The following is a 25,301-nucleotide window of genomic DNA, read 5'->3' as shown; positions in this document are numbered from 1 at the left end:
CCTGCTTGACTTATCGTAGGGAAAAGAGCGAAGTACACTAGCCGCTGGGTGCTGGAGCTAGACAGTTCTCAAAGTACAAATATTATGCTTTTTTATTTCTTAAGCAAAGATGGGAAAGGATACCTGTGATCCTTTCCCATCTTTGTCTTTTTATATAAATAAACTACTTTTTTTCAGGAATCGCACAGCTGCCATCGGCACAGCTAACATCGTCCTCGGTTGAAAGATCTTGCAGTACTGGTACAGGGGATTCCTCTTCCCATACCTTTTGAAGGGCACCCATGAAGGTTTCCGTCGGTTGTGCACCAGATATCGCATATTTTTGATTGATGATAAAATACGGAACGCCGCGAACACCATATTGCTGAGCAATCGCTTCATCTTGGCGAACTTCATTTGCATAAGCATCTTTATCATTCAGCACCGTTACTATTTCTTGTCGATTTAAACCAGCAGTCTCGGCAATGTCAGCCAATGTTTCCGAATCTCCTATATCCTGCGATTCTGCGAAATAGGCATTCAAAAGTTTTTCCGAGACCACTGCTTCTTTCCCTTGTGTTTTCGCAAATTTTGCCAAGCGATGGGCATCAAAGGTATTCGTTGGCTTCATCTCATCAAAATTAAAGGTTAACCCCACTGTTGCTGCCTGCTGGCCAACCCCTCGATTTGCTTCTTTTGCTTTCTCAATACTCATTCCATACTTTCCTGCTAAAACTTCATGAATATTTTGACCAGTATTTTTCGGTGAATTTGGATCCAGCTCAAAGCTTTTGAATTCAACCTCCACCTGATCCTTATGTGGAAATTGGTTTAACGCCTCTTCTAACCTGCGTTTTCCAATATAACAAAACGGACAAACATAATCAGACCAAACTTCAACTTTCATGTCAACACCTCGTTATTCTTCATTTACGACTTATGGTAACACAAGACGAGTGAAAACCATTAAAAGATGCTCACGACATATTGGTTCATTTCACTTTCTTTGGCCATCACCGAAAAAAATTTCCTTTTTATACAGATTTAACTTTTGCTACTCCAAATGCATAGTGATTCCAAAGAATATTCTCGATTAGGTCGGCCTGTGTGTCCTCACAATCAATTATGATAATAATCTCCGAATGTTTACCTCTTAAAACCCTTCTATTTTTCTTTAAAATCAATTCAGTAAAAAGTCGAATCGCAAATCCAATAATAAATCCAATAAATGCACCAATGAGTCCCCAGTAAATAGGACCCCATGACAATTTAAATCCGATACTCGCTCCAATAACGGCAAAAGCTGTCGCAAGTGCTATCCCTATATCAACAAGGGATGTTCCGTCGGAGCGGTGGAGGGAATCGAAAACCCTTCGTTCCTCTGTTCGATTATCTAGTGGGACCGCAAATATATTTTCTTTTTTAATCCCCTTTTCCTCTAATGTCGAAATAGCCATTTCTAAAAAGGCGTTACTTTCAAACGTTGAAAACACCTGCATAGGATCACTTCACTTTTTGTCCTTTTATAATTCGGAAACCTGATGCTTGGTAATTGTCCTTTAAATATGTACGTTGTTCCTTTTCATAGAGTTTATTATTTTCAATCGTATTGATATATGAGTCAAAAGTGGCAAAGCCATAATGCGAAGGGAGGAATAATAACCATTCCGGATTCAATACAGATGTAGCTTCTTGGATATTGCCTAAAAACAAGAGAGAAACTGCCTCAAGGGCGTGTGAACAATAAAAAAAGATAACGACCCAAATGATCACAAAGAAGGTTGTCAAAATTCTATGTATGTAAAGCTGCCCAAGGCCTGGCATGGAAAGAGACCACATGACCGAAAGAACGGGATTTCTTTTATCTAGATAATTAATTTCTACTGCGCCTAAACTAAATGTATTGAAACGATGTTTTTCGTTTTCTGCTAATAGATAAACCTTGTTCAAATCAACAGTCGTCCGATAACTATCCCCAATCGCAAAAAAATAAACAGGGATATACATAAGGAGCCATCTTGTGTTCAAGACTTCTTTGGCTATGTCGATATTTCCTTGAAAGGAATAGACCATGGCAAGATTCACATGAGCCTTTATATTAACAACTACTTCCCAAATAAATAATGCATATCCTCTCAGGTATTTTGACAAAAGCAGATGTCCGAATCCCGGAAAGGCAGCGGACCACCAGCAAATGATATAAGGATTTCTTAAATGAATTTGAGAAGTGCCCACAACGCTAACATGGGCTTTATAACGTCTGGCCGTATTGTCATTCGTATAGTTGTTCATTTGATGCCACCTTTTGAAAACAAGCAATTTCCAATAGTTTCCCATAAAGTTGATTATTTATCCTGATACCTTAGTGAACGAATGATGCAACAAAAAGCGTGCAATTTTATTAAAATCGCACGCTTTTCCTTCAGCTGTTGTTCCTTCCAACTCTACTCTTTTTCATGTTCAAATTCATCTTCTAATTTTTTAATTTCTTCAATCGACTTTGCAAGAGCTGCCTGCGGGCCTTTGAAATGTTTCTTGTAATAGCCTAAGTCCATAATGATTAAAATGACAAACATGCCGCCAATCGCGTAGGCTGCCATTTGATTTGGCGGAACCACCATCATTATGCATATAAAGAAAATCCAGATTAGGCTGATAATGTTAATTGGTTTGCTCCATTTTCCTAAGCGCCATGGACCATAATGCTTTGGTAAAAATATCCCCTTGGATTCGGCCCGTAATTTAAGGAAAATTGGAATCCCGTAGGCTACATACAAGCCAACCACACTGACCGCGGTTAAGAAGGCAATCGTTGAGTAACCTACATTCGGATTAATCAGTTTCGTGATGTAATCGATTAATGCCAAAACAAACGAGAGAATAACCGCAAGCCAGATGGCTTTCGCAGGGGTACGAAATTTTCGGCTGATTTCGGCCCAATGACGGCTAAATGGCATCCCTTTATCCCGTGAAAATGCATACATCATCCGGGAGAACGACGTGATTGAGGACAATCCGCAGAAGAACATCGCGAATGTTACTAGCCAAAGGACGATATTGCCAAACGTACCACCTAATGCTTGGCTGATAACATAAATAAAGGCGTTATCTGAGTTGACCGCACCTGCCGCATCATGGATCGATAGAGTAACAAACGAAAGCATGATAAAACCAAATACGAAGGAGAACGCTACAGAATTATAAATCCCCCATGGAGCCCGAACCCTTGGATGGACTGTTTCTTCAATCGTATGAGCCGAGGCGTCATAGCCTGTAAAGGTCCATTGCGCTTGCAATAATCCGATTAAAAAGGCTAGGAAATACGGTTTATCTGAGAAGGTTTTTCCAACTTGGAATAAATAATCAATCGGTTGCAGGCCATTTTTTGTAAAAAACGCGAGGCTGACCACTAATATGGCGACAACGCCCATATGGTACCATGCCGAAAAGTCATTTAATTTTGCGACGATTTTAATTCCAACATGATTAAGAATTCCGTGTAAAAGGAGGACGGCGCCAAAAACGATTAGAATGGTTGTATCAGTAGAAGAATAGTTGAAGATGCTTGCTAGGAGTGGGTCAGCGAATAAAGCAACAGAGTAATCTATTCCGGCGACAATGCCAATTTGGCCAATTAAGTTAATCCAGGCGGTGTACCAGCCTATTCGTGTTCCTTTCAAGGCTGCAGCCCAGTGGTACAAGGCACCTGCTGTTGGAATGGCTGAGGCTAGCTCTGAGAGGGAAGCGGCGACTAACAGGACAAAAAATGCAACAATCGTCCAGCCAAAGCCCATCATCCCTGAACCGCCATAAAGCAATCCATGTCCATATAGTGAAACCGCACCGGTTAAAATGGAAATAATCGAAAATGAGATTGCAAAGTTGGAAAATCCACCCATATCACGCAACAGTTCTTGGGCATACCCGTAGCGGTTTAACTGCTTCTTATCCGCTAACATTTGCTGGTCTTTATTTTTCATAGCTTTCTCCCCTTTCAACCTTACTATTGGTCTTCTCTCCCAACAAAGATTTCATGTTCTTCCTCTTTAAAAGCCCTCACGTTCTTATTTGCTCTTATGCCAATGGCTGTACCAACGGCAAGTGTAAACAGCACCATAGCGAATCCAATAACAACTTCCATCCTTTTCCCCCCTTTCACCCTGTAAAATTCACGTGGCACTAACACTATAACTCTAGTTTCACACCCTATTCCTCTTTAACAACCTCGTCAGATCCACTCCATTAAGGTCAAGCATAGTACTATGCTATTCGTGATATTCAAACAATATTCATAAAGGATGGACAGTTAGAGCTGCGTTCGATTCGTACTTGTTTCTTGTCTGTTATCTAATCGTTTGCTACCTGTTAAAGGGATTAGGTTACCTTGGTAGAATAGTTATTTAATAGAAAACTTTTAAATTTTAAAAGGGAAAGGTGATTGTATGACTAAAGATTTTCGTTTTTCACATCGGCTTAAGGTTCGATACTCTGAAATTGATGGGCAAAAGATTGTTTTTAACGCCCACTATATGACCTATATCGATGTGGCCGTTACGGAATATTTTCAAGAGGGGCTGAATCTGGGGATTGGTGATTCAGACTTCGATTTCGTCGTAGCAAAATCCACATTAGAATATAAGCGGCCAGCCCTTTTAAATGATTGGTTAACCATTCGGTGCCGAATGGGAAAAGTCGGCAATGCCAGTATGAAGATGAATTGCATAATTACGAGGGATGATGAGGAATCTCCCTTGCTCAAAGCTGAGATTATCTACGTCAGCTATAATCCGGAAACAAAGACAGCTCGGCCTATACCAAATTTTGTGCGTGAGCGAATTGAACAGTTTGAACATGGGGATTTGTAGATACTCCTAAATTTCCATGAAAGCAAGTTTCAACATATATTTTTTAAAGTTGGCAATAATAACCTCGATTAACATTGAAAGGATGGGATGTTTGATGTCGTTAGAATGGTTTGACAGAGTATGTGGAGAGCTGCAGGATCACCTGGAGTCAATTTGCGAAGAATATGATCAGGTTGGTCAAATGACCGTCGAAAGAGCTGCAAAACATCCACGAATTGAGTTTTTCGTTGATACCGCTGATGTTGATACTGAAGAACTGGATCGCGATTATTTTTGTTCGCTTTTCTTTGACCCGCAAAACGAGGAATTTTACATCGATAGCTTCGATGTTGACAGCGGACATACGGCGAAAATCATCCTTTCAGACATAGAGGAGATTATCGAGGAAGTTCACGAAAGCCTTCATGATTATATGAACGGTGATGATCACTATACGGATGATGGGGTCTATCTTCAGTCAAATGAAGTATTCGACGATCAAGATGGGTATGAATCCGTTGAAGTGGAAGAGGAATATTATCAAGCCGAGCAGGTCAATAGTGACGACATTTTTGAAGAAATTGATGTAGACTGGTCTACACCTGAAGTGACAGCCTTTAAGCATGAGGATGAAGTGGAGGTAACCTATCAGTTTGGTTTGGTTCATGCAACGGGAGATGGTGTCCTTAAACGAGTCAATCGAATCTGGACGACCGAGGACGAATTAATCAAAGATGAATCCCATTTCATTTTCAGCAAAGAAGAGGCAACAACGATTATCGCCATGATTGCCAGCCACATGGATCAATTAAGTGAGTTTGATTTTGACGGCAATCCGTAAAATACAGTGGGAGCATGCCATTTGGTATGCCCCTTTTCCTTAATCAACCGTATAATCAATCTCAATCAAATCCCATGCCGTGATCATGCCGAGTGGTGTCTCATCTGTTTGCCCCTTTTCGGTTATGATGACACCTTCTAATTTCCGCTTTTTTTTATGGGCTTTTTCAAAAATATTTTCAACTTCGAAAATATTTATCTCTTTGGTCACAAACTCTATTGAATGTTCCTTTTCATACAATAAAATATCCGAAACATCAATATCGGCTAGATTGACAAGACTACTCTCCATATTTTGCGCCATCCATTTTAAAATTGACCCTGCGGTAAGTAGACCAATACATTTCTTATTTTTATAAATTGGAAATTTAGAATAACCATGCTCTTTAATCGCCGCTGTCACCTTTAAGATGCTGTCGTGATAATCAAAATAAACAACATTTTTTGTGGCAATCGAAAGTGCGTAATTGGGACGGCTAAACACATTGGCGATTTTTTCAATATGAGAAACGACCTTTGCGTTGGGCTCGGCAATATATTGGCCCACCTCCATCTTTTCATGAACAATCGCATTTCGAAGCCTGGCATATTGTTCTAAATCCTTTTTATAGGTTTCAATGATCTGATATTTTTTAGCCCCAACCTTCACAAGAACTACGAATCTTTCATCATTAATTTGCACGATATCTTTCAAGGCATCGTGGACTTGATTATATGCCACTTCAAACCGTTCTGAAAGTAACTGCCCCTGCTTTTTATTCATATCCATTTGCTCCCCTATTGCATGGCTTTTTTATATTATTTAACCATTATTTTGATAGATATATCAATACTCAAAAAATTTAATAGAATGGCCCGAGCAGTCGATTTCATAAAAAGGTTAAAAGCGGTTGCATTGGGATGCAACCGCTCGTTTTGCCGTTTCTTAACATCCTTCGTCGATTTACCAAATCTCATTTATGGTTATTTTTAAATTAATTTAACACGATAATAGCGCATTGCCTCCAAGCTTCCTTCAAACTCAATAATTCCCATATCGATTAATTTTCTAACCCTATATTCCAAAAAGTCGTCCCCAACATATTGATCAATACGACCATACACCTCCCCCAATTAATCGGCGGACTTCAAGCTGATTCCGTTCTATATCTGTCAAACTCTTGAGATGCTCCTGACTATTTTTGTAAATACTTGTTTACTCTTCGTGATATTTCACCAGAGAAAATGGAACGTATTCTTTGATAATTTTGGAATTATTGCAGAAACATAATAAACTACAAGGAATGCCCTATTTCAATAGGACAGTCCTTGTAGTTTATGAAATTCATCCGGTGGGTAACTTTATTTTATCCATGAGTATTGAAAAATAACTTTTTGCAGTTCCACTTTTGCTGCTTTGTCCAGTAGAGGTTTTGGCTAGATTTTGCTCATCTGCAAGCAATTCTTGCACTTCTGTTTCTTGTTCACCAGATTTGCAATCTTCGTCCATTAGCTCGGCGGAGTATATTTGCTTTCCTTCGATAATGCTGCGAATCGAACAGGCTAACTCCTCACTTGGACTGTCCTTCAATAAATAACCTCTTACATCCGCTTTTAATGCCCGCCCAAAGTAACCGGCCCTTGCAAAGGTTGTTAAAATAATGACTTTGCATCCAGTTGACCTTAAAGCTTCAGCTGCCTCAAGCCCACTCTTTTCAGGCATCTCTATGTCCATAATACAAATATCAGGCTGTAATCGGTTTGCAAGAATAAGTGCCTCTACTCCATTCCGCGCCTGACCAACCACTTCCATATCATCTTCCAAATTGAGGAGGGAACCGATTGCCTCTAACAGCAATTCCTGATCCTCGGCAATAACAATTCGAATCATGTACGTTCTCTCCTTATCCAGCAGCTGTTAATGAACAGAGACTCCCCGTATATTAAGGGGAGTCAGCCAAAATGGTGTAATTATAGTTCAGGTTTAGCTTGAATGGAAATACTCCTTTTAGCTACAGCTTTAACGTCCTTAAAGGTAACAAAATTCTTTCTTTCCTCATCCCATAAGCGGAATCGAAGTGACTTCAAGCTTGTAGCAAGTGTAATCGTTGGCACGTTTTGTAATGGCGGCGTACTAGCGTGTGCCTCTTCCAGTTTATAGTTAGGGACCCTTGGACTTAAATGATGCACATGGTGATAACCAATATTTCCAGTTAGAAATTGCATCAGTTTTGGCAGTTTATAAAAAGAGCTGCCTTCCACTGCTGCTTTCACATATTCCCACTCTTTATCTTCTTCAAAATAAGAATCCTCAAACGTATGCTGTACATAAAACAGCCAAATGCCGACTGAACCTGATAGTAAGAAAATCGAACCTTGGACTAAAAGAAACGACTGCCAGCCGACGGCCCAGCAGAGCAAACCAATCGCTGCAACGATAAGAATATTCGTTAAATACGTGTTGTTGCGTTCCTTCTTTTTAGCACCTTTGCGATTAAATCTATTTTTTAATAGGAAAACATAAATTGGACCTAATCCAAACATCACCAATGGATTGCGATAAAAACGATAAGCTAAACGTAGTTTGAGTGGTGCTGCCAAATATTCATCCACTGTAAGCGTCCAGATGTCGCCAGTACCCCGCTTATCCAAATTGCCGCTTGTCGCATGGTGGACAGAATGTTCATGACCCCATTGATCAAACGGGAAGATAGTTAAAACACCCATCGCTGTCCCAACAATTCGATTAGCACGGCGGTTTTTGAAAAAGGAATGGTGGGTGCAATCATGAAAAATAATAAAAATTCTTGTCAAAAAGCCTGCAGCTATCACAACGGGAACTAATGCTAACCAATAAGAAACGGAAAGGCTTAAATAGGCAAGATACCATAAGGCGATAAATGGAATCACCGTATTGATGAGCTGCCATACACTTTCTTTCGTTGTTGATTTTTCAAAAGGAGCTATTTGTTTTTTCAATGTTTTCGTGTTTTGTAAGGTCATTTTGTTTGAATTCCCTTCTTTTCTGTGTCGTTATTTCAAATTATAAAGGAAGGGTGTTGGACTTGTTAGTAGCAGGTGTCATGTGCTGGGTATGACAAACGTCATATACCAAATAGTATTTTGGGTAATTTTTGTAAAGCGCTTCCATTGACATTGGTCAGAAACGCTTATTTACCAAGGGAAAGAGACCCTTCATACCATTGAAGATCTTTTAATGTAATACAAGAAAAAAACTAAAATTCTTCAAATTATCCTAAACAATAATTCCATCTTCCCTTATGGTAGGCCCATCCATATTAAATTTAGGTACAAGTCTATTTCTGTTACCTTGGTGTATAAACGCTCACGAAAAAATATTTTATCGAAGACAAAAAAGGGATTAGTACTTATCCATATCAATACGTGTTTGCTAACAACTGAACCATCCGGTCTTCAATCTGTTTCCCTATTTTGTCATCCAACAAATTATTTAACAAAATTGAAAAAATCAATGTCTGTCCGCTTTTCGTTTCAACATAGCCTGATAAGGAACTGACAGTGGAAAGAGTACCCGTTTTTGCATGGACTTTCCTTAGGACGGCTGGGTCTTTCAATCGATTTCGTAGTGTGCCGCCTGTCATCTTATCTTGGGCACCCGCTATGGGTAATGAATTTAAATAAAGGGGAAACCACTTTTCCTTCTGTACGGCAAATAACAACTGCGATAGTTGATTGGCTGGAATTAAATCGACATGGGAAACACCTGAACCATCACGAATGACTAGCGTTTTGGAGTTAACACCGAACTTGGTGATTTCTGTTTCTAACACTTCCAGCCCCTTCTCCCAGCTGCCCTCCCCATTAACCACCTTACCCATTTCCTTAATTAATATTTCTGCATGGCCATTGTTGCTCAGCTTCATAAAAGGAACAAGCAGCTTTGATAATGGCATGGATTGATAAGTCGTTAATATTTTGGCGGTGTCAGGCACCATACCTGTTTTTATTTTTCCCATTACGGTAATTCCATGTTCTGATAATGATTGTTTCATCAGGGTTAAGGCATACCGAGTTGGGTCCCATACACCAATCCAGGCTTTTTCATTCTTTGCTTTGATTGGTATGGTTCCTTCGATTGTTATCATGTTCTTAGCGTGTTCCCGCTCGATAGTGAGTTCCTTTTTACCATCGGTAGGAACCGTTACAGCATGGTTTACTATTTTTACATAGTTGGTTTTCGGGGTGACTTCTACCATGGGCTTTTCCCCATTTTTTGTTCCCGGTTTCACCTCAACCAAAACAGATCCGGCATCGAAGTCCGTTGTCGGTGATGCTGTTAGTGCGGAAATTTGCGCCCCATAATGGGCAGTCTCATCACTCCACGGCAGATCTGTAGAATAGCGAACGTCATCATACCAGGAATCATCACCAATGAGATTTCCGTTAATTTTTTTAATCCCCTGCTTTTGTACTGCCTCAGCCATTTTATCAAAATCTGATTTCAACAAAGTCGGGTCGCCTTTTCCTCTTAAATAAAGATTCCCAACAAGCGTTTTCTCTTTCATCAGGCCATCCGTATGTACTTCCGTGGGAAAGGTATAGTCTTCTCCCAAAACATTGAGGGCAGCTGCCGCTGTTAATAGTTTCATGTTGGAGGCTGGCCGTAATCGGACATCACCTTGGTGGTCATAGATAATTTCACCACTTTCAGTAGAGCGGATACTTATTCCGGCAATTGCCCCTTGTAAATCAAGTTCATCCTTCATCAGTTGATTGAGCTGCCGGGTAAGCATCGCTTGGCTATGGCCTTGCGTTGCGTGAACATGCATATTAGATACTGATACAACAAGCACCGTCAGGCATATGAGTGTGTAATATTTGACTCTTCTAATCAATTCTAAACCTGCCTTCCAAATCCCCTAAAATTTGTCCAAAGACCAAATTTGTATAATAAATGGAAATACCTTTTTATCATCTTTTATTATATCTGTACAACTCCATGTTTTCCAGATAATGTCTAATTAAACAAAACCCCTGGAAAATTAAACAAAACTACAAATAAATAGACCAAACCTCTAAGTAAATAAACAAATCATCAAAAAAAATGAACAAAACTTTCCCAAAAATAGACAAAAACATAAATCCACTAGGTTGAGGCCCAAATCCCAGTGTATTTTTACACCATTCCCTTCATAACAGCAATATTTTTACCTAGATACGCCCAATTCTGTGGTGCCGGCAGGCTAATTTGCCAAAAAGTCGTCCCGGCTAATTGGTAAATATCCATTACCCGATACTTTTCTATATAACTGCGAATATCCTCGAACCAGACAATATGTTCCTCCACACCATGCCAGTACCGATACCAAGGCGACTTAGCGATAATGTCGAATTCAATCGTGGAACCAGTGGAAATAGCCCTATTTTGGGCAGCAAGAACGGATAAGGCATGAGTGGCATTTGTATGAGCCACCTTATCATACCCATAAAGCGGCATCGCAATTTGCAGTTTGCGTGAATTGATTTGGGTGATCGAGTATTGAATCACTTCCTCGATCCAATTGATTGGTGTAATCGGATCGGGTGGACCGCCAGGGTAGCCGTAATCCATGGTCATCACGGCAACAAGGTCGGCCACATTGCCAATCGCAGCATAATCGTAGGCACCAATGATACGATTAGTTGGAATATCCGCCGTTTTCGCATGAACATTCACATGTAAAAGAAGGCCGCCTAAACCAGTTTTTAAATCTGTTAGAAAAGTATTAAAATCACTTCGCCGGGCAGGCGGTATAAATTCAAGGTCAATACTGACTCCGCCGAAACCCCTTTGCCTCGTTAAATTCACAATACTCGCTACAAGATTTCCACGATACGTTGGATTTTCAAGGACCCCGCCTGCCAACTCAGCACTGAAGTCATTTCCAGCCAAATTTCGTATCATTAGCAACGGTGTGATGTTCAATTGATTGCTTCGTGCTACTATTGCTGCATCATTAATTAAATTAAAAGCGAATCCTTCCGCTGTAAACGCATAAGCAACAACCGCTAAATAAGTTAATTGCCCGGCAATCTCATTCAGGGTTTTAATGTTTGCGCTTACGGACGATGGCACAATAAACCCAAGTGTGGCAATCTCTAATTTTGACGCTGAAGGAATATTGATGATTTGGCCGATTGCGAGGTGGTTCGGCTCCATACCTATATTTGCCGCTAGGATGGCAGACGGCTCAACAGTGAATTGTTGGGCCAGCTGCCAAATCTGATCACCGGCTTTTATTTGATAGGCACGGAGTGGAGGCTGATTGTCCGGAAGATAAAGAGCTAGACCTGGTACGATGGAATTAGCTGATGGCAGCCCATTAAGCTCAACAATTGATTGCAGAGAAACACCGTACCTTGTCGAAATCGTCCACAAGTTTTCACCGGTTTTAACCACATGAACAGCCATACCATCACACTCCTTTATTACCATCATATGGGCAATAAACGGTAATATACTTGGACTTTGAAGTTAAAAACGAACTTGCCAATGGACAAGTTCGTTTACTCTTACAATTAAAGTCTTGGATCAATCGGATCGGATTCTAATGCCAACACTGCTAACACACATTCATGGTACCTTTCCAACGATTCCCTGCCCACGAACCGATTTACAGCTTCAACGCTTAAGGCAAATTCCTTCAAGGCGTTCCGCTGCTTCTTGCCGGCATTGCGCTGTTTCAAGCGGGACAAGTTCTCAGGCTGTAAATAATCGATGCCGTAGATGATATGCAAATACTTACGTCCTCTGACTTTAATCGCAGGTTGAAGAAGCTTTCCTTTATGGCGCGCCACAAACGTTTCCGGTTTCACAACAAAGCCCTCATGACCATCTTCGGTCATTTCCTCCCACCATTCAATGGCCGCTTTCATTGAGTCTTCATCACTTACAACCCGATATTCAGTTTCCATAAACAAGGAGGAAAGGCCGCTAAATTCCTTGTTTTTCTCCATATGCCACGTATGCGGTTGAGTGAAAAATGTTTCCGTGCTGTGGGCTAATGTATGAAAGGGAGCAATTTGAATCCCTTCCAAGCCTACCGTTTCCCAACAATATTTTTGGTAGACTTCATTAAAAACCCTCGCATTTTCAATTTTCTCATCATTCTCAGCTAACCAACTGCCCACATCTTTTCCATTATCACGAGCTTTTTTAAGCAGATCCCGTAGTTTGCTTCGGTCAAGCAGCGCCATTTCGCCCACGTGTGCATACTGGGTCATAATCAATTCTTTTGCTTTTAAATTCCAAGGCAGTATTTCAGCATCCAGCAGGACAAAGTCAGTATTGTATTTTTCAAAATAATCACTAAGGTCCGCATTTAATGCTTGTAAAATTCTTTCCTCCAGTTCTTTTTGAAAAAAGGCCCGGCCCGTCCTAGTGTAAATGGAACCTAAGGTTTCCCTGCCGATATACTCTTTCGCCGTTTTTTTGTTTTTGAAAAGAAATAAAATGCCGCGGCTGCCCATATGCTTTTTCTCCACAACCATGGTATCAACGCCATTCGCCTGGTAGTATTCAAAAGCTTCTGAGGGATGCTCCAAGTATCCCGCCAAATTAGATGGTTTCGGTGTCGGACTCATCGTCGGCGGGATATAGACAATCTCCTCAAGCGGCAAGGTGTAATGCGACAGGTCATCCAAGGCGGATTTGGCCCCATCTTTATAAATGGCTAATTCCCCGTACTGTTCCGTTAACACGGAAAACCCATTCACATATTTACCAAGATTAGGGGGTGCCAGCCGCTTTCTTTCCCATTCCTTCAATGGGTTAACGGGAACATTTGCATAGTCCTGTTTCGCTTGAACCGAAACAAATTGTTTTTCCGGATAGCGATAGGCGGTTAACTGTCCGCCAAACACCACTCCCTGGTCAATGTTAAGCGTATTGTTGACCAACAGCGGCTGCGGTTTGGGATCATGACCCCAAATAATCAATTCATTCGATTGATGATTAATCGTCCAGTCTTTGCGGAGCGGCTTGCCATTCTCATCCAGCCCTTCTGAATCCCCGTACCGGCAAAAGTCAGAAATCCTTTGCGATTGTTTGCCAATGTAATAATCTTTCATTCCCGCATGCGTGGCCACCGCCACCTTCACACCATTTCTCTGGATGACTAAATGCGATTTCGCTTTCAAAAGAAGTTCCTTTAGCTCTTCTTTTAAAATGTCAGCTGCCTCTTTGCCAAATCGCCCCTCATACTCCGCAAATTCAGCTGCAACGTTTTCATCGCCATGGGCAAGGTTGACATTTCGCCCATCCAGCCAGCGGGCAATTTTCCAGCCGTGATTACTATCAATCATATAAGCGTGACCAGCCATCACATGCCTTTTGAAAAATTGCAGCGTTTCAAGCGAGCGCGGCCCCCGGCTCATAACATCTCCTAAGGAAAGGATTTTTCTCCCCTCAGGATGGAGGAACAGGCCTTCAGCGTTCTCTTTATAACCAAGCTTTTTTAACAGCTCGATAAATTCTTCAAAACAGCCATGAATATCACCAATAAAATCAATGCCATTCCCAACATCGATGAATAATGAATTTTCTTGGCGGCCCATTTCTAGACCCTGCAGCTCAGCATCCGATAAAATATAGGTGCGATGAAAGCCTTCCTTTTTAATAAACCGCAGTGTCCGTTTGAAATGCTGGTATTGCTGCTTGATCCGATTCTTACCACGCGGGAAATCGCGCTCTTCATCACGAGAGATCAGCTCTTTTTCAACAACATTAAGCACAATCGCAACCACTGGCACATGGTATTTCTTCCCTAGTCGAATATAGCGCTCGCGGTCATCTTCCTTTAAATGTGTCGCATCAATAATCGTTAGTTTATTTAAGCGGCAGCGTTTTCCAATCAGGTAATCCATCGCCTCAAACGCTTCGTTGGAAATCCGGTAGTACTCGTCAAAGAGGGCATCCGCCTCCACTTTCGGCCGTTGATTCCAATTGATGAATTCGATATCACTTACAAGCACACGGAATTGATCGGAGCTGATGACTTCAGATGGAAGAATCTGATTTTCAGCAATCAATCGATTCAAGATGGTCGTTTTTCCGCTATTCGATGGACCGACAAATAAGACGATGCCAGCAAAGGGTAAATGAATTTTCGTCATAGAATTCCTTCCCCCTTTCTTGTAAAAATTGCCATTTGCGTCGGGTGACCATAGACTGGATGTTCTTCGCCAATTCCTTGCAAGCTCAGCTGATAAGGATGTGGTTTCGACCAATCCGCACACCTTTGCCGAAACTCAGCCCTTGTCCATTCGAAGCGGTGGTCCCCATGGCGCATCTCCTCATCCATTTCATAAACGACATTGTATTCTTGATTGGGCGTCGTCACGATTAACACACCGGGCCGATTCTCTTTAAAAATCGTTTCAAAAATTTTCGCTAACCGGTGTTCATTAATATGTTCGATGACTTCGCATAAAATCATGACATCCTTGTTATTAAGGCGTTCATCATAATAAAATAACGACCCCGAGATGGACTTTGGTTCGATGAAACCGCGTTTTTCCTTCGCTTGCTCAAATCTTTCCATAGCCCGCAAGCGCGATTTATTCGAAGGCTCGACGGAAAGAATCTCTTTCACTCCCTCAATAAATCCAAACTGAACGGACAGTTTTCCTTCTCCTGCACCAAGGTCGACAACTGAATCTCTTTTTGGTAATGCCTGTACATACTTTAAAATCGCTTCATAGCGAAGATCATTTAATCGAACTTTTGGCGGCTCATTCTTCTCCTGAATTCTCCTTTCTATTTCATAGAACTTCGATTGGGATATCATGTTTTGAAAACGCAAGGAACGCTTTAAAATCAGTGCTTTTAAGGGATGACTTTCTAACCATCCTTCCCCGTAACGGTCAAGCTTCTCGATTTCTCTTTCATCGATAAAATAATGCTTATAATTATCGATGACAGGAATCAAAATCGAGACATGCTTTAAGGCGTCCTGTACGGTTTGGCTCCCTTTTAGGGTAATAAATCTAGCAGAGCTCTTCACCCGAATGAAGCTATCCCCGCGCTCGATTTCCACATGGTAACCCATCGGCGAGAATAATGCTTCGAGCTCCTGATCACGTAAATCAGAGGCAATCGGACCAAAAGCGAGCTCCATTTCAAAAGGGTGGTCAACCCACGATGCATATTCTTCTTTCGGTTTCCCATTTAAGGCTGTTCCTAGGGCCTTGCGAATGGAGGAGACAAAAATACTGCTGGCCGCAAACTCGCGGTCATTTATGTAATGGGTAATATCATATAAATCAGGCGAGTTTTTCACCAAGTCAATTGGGTCAGTCTTTACATAAATTAGGAACTGCACCTCTTCACTTGAAAAAGCGGTATAAACAAGGCGAACGGTCAGACCTTTTTCACCTCGTTCATATAAATTATTTGGATTCTTGGCAATAAGATAAGAAACAGCTTCAGCTCCGGGTCCGCTAACTTTTAAGGATAATTGCATTCTTTCACTTCACCTTCTTTAGGAAAGACTTTTTACCTATTTTATCATAAATTCATAAATTTGGATGTACTGGAAAATTACAAAGAAAAACCCCCGGGTTCATTAAGAACACGGGACCCGTTTAAACCTTAAAACTCAAACTCATCATCATAGCGATATCTTCGATACTTTTCCCGGTAGCAAGACTCACAGGTCGGAAAAGAGTGGTCCCATGGCAGCTTTTTGCCGCAGGTCTTGCATTTCTTAACGAATTTCTTGATATCAGTTTTCAATCGTTCCTGCACCTGGTCACTAATTTCCTCACGAAGTCGTTCCCAATACATCGCTTCGGTTCGTTCCCCTAACCGATATAAAAATAAGAGATGAAGGCCAACCGCTTTGTAGCTAAGCTCCAATTCTTCCAAACTTCGATCTTTGACAATGGGTTCCGGAAGTTCCCTCCCCTGAATAATCGCATACATCGTTTCTTCCCATTGTTTCGTCAGTATCGGTTCATTTTTTGAAAAAGGCAGGTGTAAAAAGCCATACAAGTCCATTAATGACAGCCTTGCTTCAATTTCTGTCCCCAATATCATTTGATAAAGCGACTTCTCCTCAGAAAGCGAGGCTTTCTTCGTTCCATTTGGACTTTCAAATTTTCCCCACAGCTCAAAAAATGTACCTAGGTCGTGAAAATAGCGCTGAAAGCGTTCAAAAACAGAATTAGTCGGTGCAATCGCAAACGTATGAACGGGTTCATCCTCCTGCAGCAGCAAACTCCTCATTTTTTTAATATCACTGGTAAAAGCCACTTTACCGATATTATAAATCCCTTTCCGGCCAGCACGGCCGGCAATTTGCTTCACTTCCTGCGAGGTTAAAAGCCGTCGTCTAGTACCGTCAAACTTTTCATTTTCCAAAAAAACAATCCTTCGGATCGGCAGATTTAGGCCCATTCCGATGGCATCTGTCGCGACAATGACCTTTGTTTTACCGCTGTTAAATTGCTGAATCTGCTTCTTTCTTGTTTCTGGTGGCATGCTTCCATAGATCATGCTGACAGGATGACCATCATTTTGCAGCCGTGAGGCGGTTTCGAGGACACGCCTCCTCGAAAAACAAATCAAGGCGTCCCCTTTATTTATGTGTTTAATATGAAACTCCTTCGTCTCAACCTCGAGTGGTGTATCGCGACTGTATTCATGAATTTCAATAGTCGAATCGCCCAACAGCTGCAGCAGCATCGTTTTTGAATTTCTGCTGCCGATAATATGCACCTCATCGGCATTGGCTTTCGTGATTGCCTTATACCAGGAAAAACCGCGGTCCTTATCGGTAATCATTTGTGCTTCATCTATGACGACCACTTCATAAAACTCTTTTTCATGGAACATTTCCACAGTACAGGAAGCATGGTTCGCATTAGTAACCACTTTTTCTTCCTCACCTGTTTTTAAGGAACACGGCGTCCCATCAGCATTCAATTTATCATAAACCTCAAGAGCTAAAAGGCGAAGCGGCGCCAAATACAGACCACTTGCTGCGGCCTTCATTTGCTCTAAGGCATGATAGGTTTTCCCGGTGTTGGTTTCACCGATGTGAAGCACATAGCGGACATGACGTTGGAAAGAAGGGTCGTATTCCTTTCCAAAGATGTCCTTCATCATCATTTCCTCAGCTTCTTCTTTCCGCTTTATTTCTTCTTGCTCTTCTCTTTGCTTTCTATCCCGCTCCTGGAAATCTTTTTCGAAAATATCTTTATGTACCGTTAGATCAAAAGGAATATCGGCTAACCGGATGAGGTCAGAAAGGTATTCCGCCTGAATATCCTCAATAAAATAATCCCCGACATCGTAGAGCAGCTGGGCAATGCTGCCTTTTACAAAGGAAGCGGATAGATTTTCATGAAAGGTGTCTTGAAAATCATCCTTTAGATCTTGCGGAAGCTCCTCTAATACCTTTTCGGGAATGAGCTCCGACAGATAATCAGAAACTAAGCCCTCATAGACAAAGAAATAGGTTTGATATTCGAAAAGGCTCCTGCCCCAGTTCAGCGTTTTATGGATATCACCTGTCAGTTCTTCAAAAAATGTGGCAACGGTAGTATAGACGTCAGGATTAAAGTGTCCTTCATTCACCAATTTTTCTTCCAGTGCAAAGGTATCCACCGATTGAAATTTGCTATTATTTTCAATATCCGCCTTTAATTGCGAGGCCACGAAATACCTGACATGTAAGTAAAAGGAATCGTAATTTTGTTCCAACATTTCGGCTGCGGCTTCTTCAATTTCTGTCCGGATTACCTGCCTTTGTTCTTCTAATTGTTTCTGTTCTTTTCTTTTTATTAAATTGACCTTTGCATCCTGATAACGTTTTGCCCACTTTTCTTCATTGCCGGTGAATATTTCATGGGTCCACCCCATCGCATCGAAACGCTGATACGTTCGCATTTCATCACGGAAGAGTTTATTCAGCAATTTCCGGTCAACCCCTTGGACAACAAACCCTTTTTCACTTAAAAATTGTTTCTTTTCATTTTTGGGAACATCATTGGTCGATTTGTTCAGCCATACATTCACCCAAATTTGTTCTAGGTAATGGCCACGGTCAGTTATGTATTGTTCAAAGGCAGGCAGGGTTTCCTTTGTTTCGAAATAATGGTCAATATCTTCATATACTTTCATTTTTGTATGTTCAATTGCTTGAGGGTAAATGGTGGTTAGTTTGCTCATAAAATTTCCTCCTTTTCCGGAAATTGTATTGATACGTACATTCTATCAAAAAATAAAGAACCGAACAAGCATTCGGCTCTAAATATTATTTTGATTACAATATTGATCAACCAAGTCTTCGATTTGATCCAGTTCCGGAAACTTTCCCGAAAACTGAAACTTGATTTCTTCGATAAAATTCTCTCTATTATATACATGAATGGCACCATTTTGCTGTATGACGCTAAATTCAGGTACAAACCGATAGCCGCTGCGTTCGATAGCCCCCATAATGAGTCCCCTTTTTCTTTTTTTATAGTATAAGCAGAATTTTGGAAGCTAATCCGACGAAAAGCTTAACGAGTATTTCCTTCTCGCGAAAAAATCTTCGGTAAAGTCGTTTTATTTGCGAATTAATCTGTTTTATTTGCGAATCCAGCCGTTTTATTTGCGAATTCAAATTTACCAATAAAATAAGAAGACGGCACCTCTAGGCACCGTCCCCCTCAACAACTTATGCTGTTGTAAAAACTTCTTCTTTATGAAGCTCATGACGAATCGTTGCTTGTGCGGCAGCCAAGCGAGCGAGCGGCACGCGGTAAGGCGAACAGCTGACATAATCTAAGCCCGTTCTATAACAGAAATCTATCGAGCTCTTTTCACCGCCATGCTCGCCGCAAATACCTGTTTTTAAGGAAGGCTTAGTCGTACGGCCAAGCTTCACTCCTGTTTCAACAAGCTTTCCTACGCCGTCTTGATCAAGAACAGCAAATGGATTTTCCGGAAGCACCTTATTTTCAATATACGCTTGCAGGAATTTCCCTTCCGCATCATCACGGCTGTAGCCGAATGTTGTTTGAGTTAAATCATTCGTTCCAAATGAGAAGAAATCAGCTTCTTCGGCAATTTGGTCTGCCGTTAACGCCGCGCGCGGAATTTCAATCATCGTTCCGATTGTGTACTCGAAATTCTTACCGGTTTCTTCTTGGACAAGCAGCGCTGCGTCAATCACCAATTTCCGCATTTCCTTTAACTCATTCACATGGCCGACCAATGGAATCATGATTTCAGGCTGAACTTCCATGCCATTTTCAGCAAGCTTTGCCACTGCATAGAATATCGCCTTCGCCTGCATTTCATAGATTTCCGGATAAATCATTCCTAAGCGGCAGCCGCGGTGGCCAAGCATAGGATTGTACTCATCTAATTGGCGAACTTTCTTGAGCAATTGCTCTTTTTTCTTCAATTCCGCTGAACCCGGATCTAAGATTTGCAACTTTGTTACGTCCACTAAAAGCTCCTCTTTATCCGGCATAAATTCATGCAGCGGTGGATCCAATAATCGAATCGTCACAGGAAAACCTTGCATCGCTTCAAAAATCCCTTCAAAATCCCCCTGCTGCATTGGTAAAAGCTGGTTCAGGGCTTCCATTCTCTCCTGATAATTTTCAGCCAAAATCATCTTTTGCACAGTTGGAATGCGTTTTAAGTCCATAAACATATGTTCAGTTCGGCACAAACCTATCCCGCCTGCACCAAATTCAAATGCTTTTTTGGCATCTTCCGGATTATCGGCATTAGCACGGACACCTAATTTACGTTCTTCGTCTGCCCATGCAAGCAGCAATTGGAACTCATCCGAAAGCTCTGGGTCAATCATCGGAATTTCCCCAATCATGATTTCTCCAGTCGAACCATCAATTGTGATGATTTCTCCATAATGAACGACAACGTCGCCAACATTAAATTGTTTCGCTTTCAAATCTATCTTTAAGGCCTCGCATCCGCAAATACACGCTTTCCCCATCCCGCGTGCGACAACGGCTGCATGGCTTGTCATTCCGCCGCGGCTTGTCAAAATCGCTTGCGAAGCAACGATACCATGGATATCATCCGGTGTCGTTTCGGGACGAACTAGGATGACTTTTTTTCCATCATTACTTAATTGCTCTGCTTCATCTGCATCAAAGACCACTTGACCTGTCGCTGCCCCTGGAGAAGCCGGCAAGCCTTTGGCTAAAACTCGTTTTTCAAACTTGTCATCAATACGGCTGTGCAGCAATTGATCTAATTGTTCAGGGTCGACACGTAACAGTGCCGTCTTTTTATCAATGATTCCTTCTTCGACCATCTCAACGGCAATGCGAATCGCTGCTTGAGCCGTTCTTTTTCCATTACGCGTTTGTAGGATAAAAAGCTTGCCCCGTTCAACCGTGAATTCGATATCCTGCATTTCTTGGTAATGCTGCTCAAGGCGTTTGCACGTATCAGTAAATTGTTTGTACACTCCTGGCATTTCATCTTTCAAAGTGGCAATAGGCTGCGGCGTACGAATCCCCGCGACCACATCTTCCCCTTGGGCGTTTATTAAATATTCGCCATATAGGATATGCTCCCCTGTAGAAGGATTTCTAGTGAAAGCCACGCCCGTACCAGAGTCATTGCCCATGTTGCCGAACACCATGCTTTGAATATTAACGGCCGTTCCCAAATGATCAGGAATTTTATTCAGACGACGGTAGACTATGGCCCGCTGATTATTCCATGAATTAAAGACTGCATTAATCGCAAGGAAGAGCTGTTCCTGCGGATCCTGAGGGAAATCTTTTCTTGTCCGCTTTTTAACGATTTCCTTGTAACCAACAATAACCTCTTGCCAGTCTTCCGCGGTCAATTCAGGGTCAGACGAATAGCCTTTTTGCTCGCGTGTCTCTTCTAAAAATTGCTCGAAATAATAGGTATCAATTTCAAGAACAACATTACTGAACATTTGAATAAAGCGGCGGTACGAATCATAAGCAAAACGCGGATTATTTGTTAATTTTGCTACACCAACAACCGTTTCATCATTCATACCAAGATTTAATATTGTATCCATCATGCCAGGCATAGAAAATACAGAGCCCGAACGAACAGAAACGAGCAATGGATTTTGTGGGTCTCCTAGTTTTTTGCCCATTTTTTCTTCCAAACGGATAAGTGCTTCTAATGTCTGTTTTTCGACTATAGTTGGAATCGTTTTACTAGCTTCATAGAAAGCATTGCAGGCCTGTGTCGAAATCGTAAAACCATATGGAACCGGCAGGCCAATTCGAGTCATTTCTGCTAGATTAGCCCCTTTTCCTCCTAGTAGTTCTTTCATATTGCCATTTCCTTCATGAAATAAGTAAACAAATTTCTCCATTATTAAAAGCTCCTCTCTTTTTTCAAGACTTCTAAAATTAACCCAGCCGTTTCTTCGATTGCCTTATTTGACACGTTAATAACAGGACAGCCAACACGCTTCATTACTTTTTCAGCGTGATCCAGTTCCTCCAAGATTCGTTCAAAGGTTGCGTAATTCGCCTGTGAGGCTAACCCTAATGCCTTTAGACGTTCCTTGCGAATTTCGTTCAATTTATCAGGTGATATAATTAATCCAATACAATTTTTCCTTGGTATTTCAAACAATTCATCCGGCGGTGCCACCTCGGGAACAAGCGGGACATTGGCGACTTTAAAACGCTGATGGGCTAAGTACATCGATAGCGGCGTCTTCGAGGTGCGCGAAACCCCTATCAGAACAATGTCTGCCTTGGTAATGCCCCTTGGGTCACGGCCATCATCATATTTAACGGCAAATTCGATTGCCTCAATTTTCTGGAAGTATTCTTCATCCAGTTTTCTCATCAATCCAGGTTGATGGTGTGGCTGCTTGTTAAATCTGGTGACAAATGCATTCATCAATGGACTAAGCAAATCCACGGCTAAAATACCTTCTTCAGTAGCGCGTCGATCTAAATACTCTTTTAATGCCGGAACAACGATTGTATAGGCTATAATCGAATGGTCTCTAATCGCTAACAGGATGACATCTTCAATATCTTCAAAATCATCCACATAGGAATTACGGCGAATCTCGACATGCCCGCCGTTAAATTGTGTTGCCACAGCTTTTACAACAAACTCAGCCGTTTCCCCTACTGAGTCAGATACAACATAAACCACTTCTTTCTGCACCAAAATGACAGCCACTCCTTTTAGTCTGCTTTTTCTTCCATGATTTCTAAATAGGCCCTTGTGATCGTAGTCTTTGTAATCCGTCCGACAAGCAAATATGTATTTGTTTGTTGATCCACTTCCTTCACCACTGGTAAGGAATCAATGTGATTATGGATCATTTTCTTGGCCGCCTCGAGCAAGGTTTCTTCCGGATTAATGGTGATAATATTAGGCATTCTTGTCATAATGACGCTAACAGGCAATTCATTAAGATTTCTATTTCCAAGTGAGGCTCTGAGCAAATCCTTCCTGGAGATTACTCCCGCTAAATGGCCTTCCGAATCAACCGCATAAAGCGTACCAACATCCTCTAAAAATAACTGTACAATCGCATCATATACGGAAGTTGATTTTCCTACGACGATGGGGTGTGCTTTATAATCCGTTACATTTTGATGGAGATAATTCTTCGCCTTACGCCTTGCTGCATAATTATCATTAAAAAAATAACCAACTCGAGGCCTGGCATCCAAATTACCTGACATCGTTAAAATCGCGAGATCTGGTCTTAATGCTGCCCGTGTTAACGACAGCTTTTCGGCGATTTCCTTCCCCGTTATCGGTCCATTTTGTTTAACAATCTGGAGGATTTCATCCTGACGTTTAGATAGTTTAATCATTACCACCCCCTTACAATGAATATGTTATATTCTTTGAATTTATTATAAATGTGTTATACTTATTTGTATATAGTATATTACATTTAAACGAAAACGGAAACAATAACTTCTACTTTTTTTTGACAAATTAACAAACTTTTTATTAAACAAAAAAAAATCCCGCCGGCAACGACGAGATCGTGGAATACTTTTGGCAATTCGAACAATAAAATGTTTTACGGGAAGAAATCATTTGCATGGTAATTAGGGTGCCACACCGCCGGCATGTTTCTCCCGCTCTACCGTAGACCTGACATAAATGATTAAATCCCCCTGTTAAGGTATCTCCTTTAAAAATAGGATTCTCCATGTACCCGCCGTGCTTGATTGCTTCTTGAAGGACGACTTTCATTGAGTGGTATAATTGCCCTCGTTCTGATTCCTCTAGTTGATCAATATCCTTGGTTGGCAAGATTCCAGCATGGAAGCATATTTCAGCAGAGTAGCAATTCCCAATCCCAGCAATAAACTCCTGATCGAGCAGGGTCGTTTTTAATCGCCCATGCTTTTTACCAAGTCTATATATAAATTCGTTTAAAGTAAAATCGTAATTCAAGGGTTCCGGGCCTAAATGGGAAAGTTTTTGCTCGGCTTCTTTTTGATTGTAAAGATGCAAATAACCAAGCCGCAGACCAATAAAGTAAAGATGATTTTCACCAAAAGATAGTCGTACCTGAATGGTTCGTTTCGGTTTTTCAGTTTCCGACCCGTAGAACATCCAACCACCTAACATTAAGTGTAATAACAGGACATGACCATTCTGGAGCTGAAAAAGCAGATGCTTCCCTTTCCGATTTATGTTTACTATTTTTTGATGAAGGATAGTATTTTTAAAAGGTTCAGGTTTTAGGTTAATTGACTTTTCACGATTAATTTGAACATCAGTAATCATTTGTCCGGCTATTTTTTGATTTAACAGGAGTTTATAGTTTTCCATCTCCGGAAGTTCAGGCAACGTTTCCTCCTCCATCCATTTGTTTGTTTTATCTTTTCCTAATAATCTTCATTAATGAAAAAGAAAACAACGATGGTGATTGGAAAACGTTTTTTATATTGAAGTAGAGTGGTTCTACTTCGACGTTTAGCTGAAAAAAGTAGGGAAAGATTGAAGTAGAGTAGTTCTACTTCGACGTTTGGCTGAAAAAGGAAGGGAAAGATTGAAGTAGAGTGGTTCTGCTTCGACGTTTGGCTGAAAAAAGAAGGGAAAGATCGATGTAGAGTGGTTCTACTTCGACATTTGGCTGAAAAAGGAAGGGAAAGATTGAAGTAGAGTGGTTCTGCTTCGACGTTTGGCTGAAAAAGAAGGGAAAGATTGAAGTAGAGTGGTTCCATTAAAGCCTTTAGGGAGAAAATCATAAATTTAAGAGTAATCAAATTTGTTCATTTAGGTAATGGTCTACTTTTACATAGTTTATAATATTTCATTGGTTTTGACCAAGAGAAAAAGACTACTAAAGTACGGTCTTTGGTCGTTCATATAATAATTAAAGCAACTATTTTTTAAATTGATAATTCGTTTGTACGCCTTGCCATATTTTTATTCATCCTTGTTTAATGACAGGGTACGCACACGATTTTATGTACACGATATTTTTCTAAAAATCGTATTAGAGTTTAAAAAAAAAACGCTCCTTACAAGTGTAAGAAACGTTGATTTCACCGCATTGGCAAGCGATGATTTAATACCGATGGTCGGGGTCGAACCGACACTCCTCACGGAACACGATTTTGAGTCGTGCGCGTCTGCCAATTCCGCCACATCGGCAAATTAAATATTAAAAATTT

Annotated in this window: 21 protein-coding genes and 1 tRNA gene; 2 read left to right on the top strand and 20 right to left on the bottom strand. The window is 41.1% G+C overall.

Going from position 1 to position 25,301, the window contains the following annotated elements:
* Positions 1-163: 163 nt before the first annotated feature.
* The 5 genes from BSO02S_RS10810 to BSO02S_RS27535 form a co-directional block, all read right to left on the bottom strand.
* Positions 164-886, bottom strand: a complete 723-nt coding sequence (locus tag BSO02S_RS10810) for a DsbA family oxidoreductase (protein WP_066066663.1) — start codon at positions 884-886, stop codon at positions 164-166.
* A gap of 127 nt (positions 887-1,013) precedes the next feature.
* Positions 1,014-1,478 (bottom strand): hypothetical protein, encoded by a 465-nt coding sequence (locus BSO02S_RS10805; RefSeq protein ID WP_066066661.1) that lies wholly within the window; start codon positions 1,476-1,478, stop codon positions 1,014-1,016.
* A gap of 4 nt (positions 1,479-1,482) precedes the next feature.
* Positions 1,483-2,271 (bottom strand): hypothetical protein, encoded by a 789-nt coding sequence (locus BSO02S_RS10800; RefSeq protein ID WP_066066658.1) that lies wholly within the window; start codon positions 2,269-2,271, stop codon positions 1,483-1,485.
* 152 nt (positions 2,272-2,423) lie between these two features.
* Positions 2,424-3,959 (bottom strand): amino acid permease, encoded by a 1,536-nt coding sequence (locus BSO02S_RS10795; protein WP_066066656.1) that lies wholly within the window; start codon positions 3,957-3,959, stop codon positions 2,424-2,426.
* A gap of 23 nt (positions 3,960-3,982) precedes the next feature.
* Positions 3,983-4,120: a hypothetical protein gene (locus BSO02S_RS27535; protein WP_169802744.1), complete on the bottom strand. Its 138-nt coding sequence runs from the start codon at positions 4,118-4,120 to the stop codon at positions 3,983-3,985.
* Between the two features lie 301 nt (positions 4,121-4,421).
* Between BSO02S_RS27535 and BSO02S_RS10790 the strand changes: the two genes are divergently transcribed.
* Together BSO02S_RS10790 and BSO02S_RS10785 are read left to right on the top strand one after the other, a co-directional pair.
* Complete coding sequence (locus tag BSO02S_RS10790) at positions 4,422-4,844, top strand: acyl-CoA thioesterase (protein ID WP_066066654.1); 423 nt, start codon at positions 4,422-4,424, stop codon at positions 4,842-4,844.
* 94 nt (positions 4,845-4,938) lie between these two features.
* Positions 4,939-5,664, top strand: coding sequence for a hypothetical protein (locus BSO02S_RS10785; RefSeq protein WP_066066652.1), 726 nt, complete (start codon positions 4,939-4,941; stop codon positions 5,662-5,664).
* A 39-nt stretch (positions 5,665-5,703) separates the two neighbouring features.
* On the opposite strand, the gene BSO02S_RS10780 is transcribed toward BSO02S_RS10785, so the two are convergent.
* From BSO02S_RS10780 to BSO02S_RS10715, 15 genes are all read right to left on the bottom strand, one after another.
* The gene (locus tag BSO02S_RS10780; RefSeq protein WP_066066666.1) at positions 5,704-6,426 is read right to left on the bottom strand and encodes a CBS domain-containing protein; all 723 of its coding nucleotides are present in this window, start codon (positions 6,424-6,426) and stop codon (positions 5,704-5,706) included.
* A 206-nt stretch (positions 6,427-6,632) separates the two neighbouring features.
* Complete coding sequence (locus tag BSO02S_RS26320) at positions 6,633-6,767, bottom strand: DUF3658 domain-containing protein (protein WP_244906718.1); 135 nt, start codon at positions 6,765-6,767, stop codon at positions 6,633-6,635.
* Between the two features lie 220 nt (positions 6,768-6,987).
* Positions 6,988-7,533, bottom strand: coding sequence for a response regulator (locus BSO02S_RS10775; RefSeq protein WP_066066651.1), 546 nt, complete (start codon positions 7,531-7,533; stop codon positions 6,988-6,990).
* An 80-nt stretch (positions 7,534-7,613) separates the two neighbouring features.
* A complete protein-coding gene (gene desA / locus BSO02S_RS10770) occupies positions 7,614-8,645 on the bottom strand; it encodes a Delta(5) desaturase DesA (RefSeq protein ID WP_066066649.1) in 1,032 nt (343 codons plus the stop codon).
* Positions 8,646-9,040: 395 nt separating this feature from the next.
* Positions 9,041-10,519 carry a D-alanyl-D-alanine carboxypeptidase/D-alanyl-D-alanine endopeptidase gene (gene dacB / locus BSO02S_RS10765; protein WP_066066647.1) on the bottom strand — a complete coding sequence of 493 codons (1,479 nt, stop codon included), beginning with the start codon at positions 10,517-10,519 and terminating at the stop codon, positions 9,041-9,043.
* Positions 10,520-10,800: 281 nt separating this feature from the next.
* The gene (locus BSO02S_RS10760; protein ID WP_066066645.1) at positions 10,801-12,075 is read right to left on the bottom strand and encodes a LysM peptidoglycan-binding domain-containing protein; all 1,275 of its coding nucleotides are present in this window, start codon (positions 12,073-12,075) and stop codon (positions 10,801-10,803) included.
* Between the two features lie 107 nt (positions 12,076-12,182).
* Positions 12,183-14,777 carry a polynucleotide kinase-phosphatase gene (locus tag BSO02S_RS10755; protein ID WP_066066643.1) on the bottom strand — a complete coding sequence of 865 codons (2,595 nt, stop codon included), beginning with the start codon at positions 14,775-14,777 and terminating at the stop codon, positions 12,183-12,185.
* Entirely contained in the window at positions 14,774-16,126 is a 1,353-nt protein-coding gene (locus tag BSO02S_RS10750; RefSeq protein WP_066066641.1) for a methyltransferase domain-containing protein, read from the bottom strand. The genes BSO02S_RS10755 and BSO02S_RS10750 overlap by 4 nt, the downstream gene beginning before the upstream one ends.
* Before the next feature lie 128 nt (positions 16,127-16,254).
* Positions 16,255-18,837 (bottom strand): DEAD/DEAH box helicase, encoded by a 2,583-nt coding sequence (locus BSO02S_RS10745; protein WP_066066638.1) that lies wholly within the window; start codon positions 18,835-18,837, stop codon positions 16,255-16,257.
* A gap of 78 nt (positions 18,838-18,915) precedes the next feature.
* Positions 18,916-19,107, bottom strand: a complete 192-nt coding sequence (locus tag BSO02S_RS10740; RefSeq protein WP_066066636.1) for a YbxH family protein — start codon at positions 19,105-19,107, stop codon at positions 18,916-18,918.
* 223 nt (positions 19,108-19,330) lie between these two features.
* A complete protein-coding gene (gene ppdK, locus BSO02S_RS10735; protein ID WP_066066635.1) occupies positions 19,331-22,000 on the bottom strand; it encodes a pyruvate, phosphate dikinase in 2,670 nt (889 codons plus the stop codon).
* 2 nt (positions 22,001-22,002) lie between these two features.
* Positions 22,003-22,818, bottom strand: coding sequence for a pyruvate, water dikinase regulatory protein (locus tag BSO02S_RS10730; RefSeq protein ID WP_066066633.1), 816 nt, complete (start codon positions 22,816-22,818; stop codon positions 22,003-22,005).
* A 17-nt stretch (positions 22,819-22,835) separates the two neighbouring features.
* Positions 22,836-23,477 carry a transcriptional regulator CcpN gene (gene ccpN / locus BSO02S_RS10725; RefSeq protein ID WP_066066632.1) on the bottom strand — a complete coding sequence of 214 codons (642 nt, stop codon included), beginning with the start codon at positions 23,475-23,477 and terminating at the stop codon, positions 22,836-22,838.
* 142 nt (positions 23,478-23,619) lie between these two features.
* Entirely contained in the window at positions 23,620-24,471 is an 852-nt protein-coding gene (gene mutM, locus BSO02S_RS10720; RefSeq protein WP_066066630.1) for a bifunctional DNA-formamidopyrimidine glycosylase/DNA-(apurinic or apyrimidinic site) lyase, read from the bottom strand.
* Positions 24,472-25,199: 728 nt separating this feature from the next.
* Positions 25,200-25,281 (bottom strand) — tRNA-Leu (locus BSO02S_RS10715).
* Between the last annotated feature and the right edge of the window lie 20 nt (positions 25,282-25,301).

It is taken from the genome of Neobacillus soli NBRC 102451 (genome assembly GCF_001591665.1).
Classification (GTDB): Bacteria; Bacillota; Bacilli; order Bacillales; family Cytobacillaceae; genus Neobacillus; species Neobacillus soli.
The sequence above is the reverse complement of the archived record's forward strand: the minus strand, read 5'-3'. Positions and strand labels throughout refer to the sequence as shown.

Bases quoted from the DNA above. Each gene is read 5' to 3' on its own strand.
- BSO02S_RS10755 (WP_066066643.1), bottom strand. From the start codon at position 14,777: ATGACGAAAATTCATTTACCCTTTGCTGGCATCGTCTTATTTGTCGGT.
- desA (WP_066066649.1), bottom strand. From the start codon at position 8,645: ATGACCTTACAAAACACGAAAACATTGAAAAAACAAATAGCTCCTTTT.
- BSO02S_RS27535 (WP_169802744.1), bottom strand. From the start codon at position 4,120: ATGGAAGTTGTTATTGGATTCGCTATGGTGCTGTTTACACTTGCCGTT.
- BSO02S_RS10760 (WP_066066645.1), bottom strand. From the start codon at position 12,075: ATGGCTGTTCATGTGGTTAAAACCGGTGAAAACTTGTGGACGATTTCG.
- BSO02S_RS10795 (WP_066066656.1), bottom strand. From the start codon at position 3,959: ATGAAAAATAAAGACCAGCAAATGTTAGCGGATAAGAAGCAGTTAAAC.
- BSO02S_RS10785 (WP_066066652.1), top strand. From the start codon at position 4,939: ATGTCGTTAGAATGGTTTGACAGAGTATGTGGAGAGCTGCAGGATCAC.
- BSO02S_RS10740 (WP_066066636.1), bottom strand. From the start codon at position 19,107: ATGGGGGCTATCGAACGCAGCGGCTATCGGTTTGTACCTGAATTTAGC.
- BSO02S_RS10810 (WP_066066663.1), bottom strand. From the start codon at position 886: ATGAAAGTTGAAGTTTGGTCTGATTATGTTTGTCCGTTTTGTTATATT.
- BSO02S_RS10800 (WP_066066658.1), bottom strand. From the start codon at position 2,271: ATGAACAACTATACGAATGACAATACGGCCAGACGTTATAAAGCCCAT.
- BSO02S_RS10745 (WP_066066638.1), bottom strand. From the start codon at position 18,837: ATGAGCAAACTAACCACCATTTACCCTCAAGCAATTGAACATACAAAA.
- BSO02S_RS10805 (WP_066066661.1), bottom strand. From the start codon at position 1,478: ATGCAGGTGTTTTCAACGTTTGAAAGTAACGCCTTTTTAGAAATGGCT.
- BSO02S_RS10780 (WP_066066666.1), bottom strand. From the start codon at position 6,426: ATGAATAAAAAGCAGGGGCAGTTACTTTCAGAACGGTTTGAAGTGGCA.
- BSO02S_RS10750 (WP_066066641.1), bottom strand. From the start codon at position 16,126: ATGCAATTATCCTTAAAAGTTAGCGGACCCGGAGCTGAAGCTGTTTCT.
- ccpN (WP_066066632.1), bottom strand. From the start codon at position 23,477: ATGATTAAACTATCTAAACGTCAGGATGAAATCCTCCAGATTGTTAAA.
- BSO02S_RS10775 (WP_066066651.1), bottom strand. From the start codon at position 7,533: ATGATTCGAATTGTTATTGCCGAGGATCAGGAATTGCTGTTAGAGGCA.
- ppdK (WP_066066635.1), bottom strand. From the start codon at position 22,000: ATGGAGAAATTTGTTTACTTATTTCATGAAGGAAATGGCAATATGAAA.
- BSO02S_RS10790 (WP_066066654.1), top strand. From the start codon at position 4,422: ATGACTAAAGATTTTCGTTTTTCACATCGGCTTAAGGTTCGATACTCT.